We start from the raw sequence: 1,501 nt of genomic DNA on the forward strand, positions 1-1,501 counted from the left end.
TCTCTGGAGACGCCGTCCGGCATGGTGACGCGGACGGTGCGAGCATCGCCGACGACGTGGAAGTTGGTGACGACCAGGCCGTCCGGCGTGATGACGAAGCCGGAGCCTTGGCCGCCGGCGCCACCGATGCGTTCGATACGGCAGACCGCGGGACCGATGCGGTCCACGGCATCTGCGACCGTTGCCGAATAATCATCAAGCAGCGCATCATCGAATTGCAATTGCTGGGCGGGGAGGGACATGGCAGGGCTCCGTGTCTTTAGAGCAAGATGAAGGATGCCTATATGTGCTGAGCGGCCGGATCGGGCGCGACCTGACCAGATGGCCAGTCCAACGCCCAACTAGCCGTCAGGCGAGTACCCACCAACGCGCTGCCGAGCGATATCTGGGTTAGAGCGACGAGCGCCCATTGGACGCTCAAAGTACGCTCTAAGACTTTGAGTTCTCGCATCGTGCTTTCCGAAAATCGATTCCGATTTTCGGGCCGATGCGATAAAAACCCAGGAGACCAACATGAGCGACTTCAATCTGAGCGCATTTTCCGACGCCATCGCCGATATCGCCGCCGCAGCGGCGCCGGCGACGGCGAGCTTCGCCACGCATCAGCGTCGCACCGCGACCGCCTTCCATTGGCGCGACGGCTATTTTATCGCTGCCGAGGAGGCGGTGGAGGCCGGCGAGGAGATCGAGCTGACGCTTTCTTCGGGCGACAAGGTGAAGGCTGAGTTGGTCGGCCGCGATCCATCCACTGGGACGGCCCTTCTGAAGCCGACCGGCGCGCCGGACGTGCCGTCGCTGGCCAAGGCAGGCACGGTGCGGCCGGGCCATCTCGCCATCGCCATCGGCAATAGCGACGGCGCGGGGCTCGCCGCATTCGGCACGGTCGGTGAGGTCGGTCCGGCTTGGCGCTCGATGCGCGGCGGCACGATCGACCGGCGCATCAATCTGGCCGTCAATGCCGGCGGCCGTTTCGAGGGCGGCCCGGTGCTCGACGCCAAGGGCGCACTGATCGGCATGCTGCTGTTCGGGCCGCGCCGGCGGGCGCTGGTCATGCCTTACGAGACGATCGAGCGGGCGGCAGCGACGCTGCGCGAGAAGGGCCATGTCGCGCGCGGCTATCTCGGCGCCGGCCTGCATCCAATCCGAAACGGCGACACGCACGGCGCGATGGTGATGAGCCTCGACGATAATGGCCCGGCGAAGGCCGCCGGCCTGCATCTTGGCGACATCATCGTGTCGTGGAACGGCGAAGCCGTGCATGGCCCGCGCGACCTGATCCGCAGGCTCGGGCCGGACAGCGCCGGCGCGTCGGTGACGCTCGGCGTGGCACGCGGCGGCGAACGGCGCGATGTCGTGCTGACTATCGGCGAAAAGCCGCTGAACTGAGAAGATCGATGGCAAGTCACGGTATCACGGGGCGGCGGCTGACGGTGCTGATCGCGCTTGATGACGCCGTACGTGCCGAACACCTGTCCACGGCCCTTGCCGCGACCGAGGATCT

General features: G+C 66.2%; 2 protein-coding genes. One reads left to right on the plus strand and one right to left on the minus strand.

Features of this window, described 5'->3' with window-relative positions; all coding sequences use genetic code 11:
* Positions 1 to 242 (minus strand): trypsin-like peptidase domain-containing protein (locus EOA86_RS34255; protein ID WP_245497466.1); only part of this gene is annotated, 242 nt, incomplete at its 3' end.
* 271 nt (positions 243 to 513) lie between these two features.
* On the opposite strand from EOA86_RS34255, the gene EOA86_RS34265 reads away from it, so the two are divergent.
* The gene (locus EOA86_RS34265; RefSeq protein WP_128345559.1) at positions 514 to 1,386 is read left to right on the plus strand and encodes a S1C family serine protease; all 873 of its coding nucleotides are present in this window, start codon (positions 514 to 516) and stop codon (positions 1,384 to 1,386) included.
* Positions 1,387 to 1,501 lie beyond the last annotated feature (115 nt).

The sequence above is a fragment of the Mesorhizobium sp. M5C.F.Ca.IN.020.32.2.1 genome (assembly GCF_004023105.1).
Classification (GTDB): domain Bacteria; phylum Pseudomonadota; class Alphaproteobacteria; order Rhizobiales; family Rhizobiaceae; genus Mesorhizobium; species Mesorhizobium wenxiniae.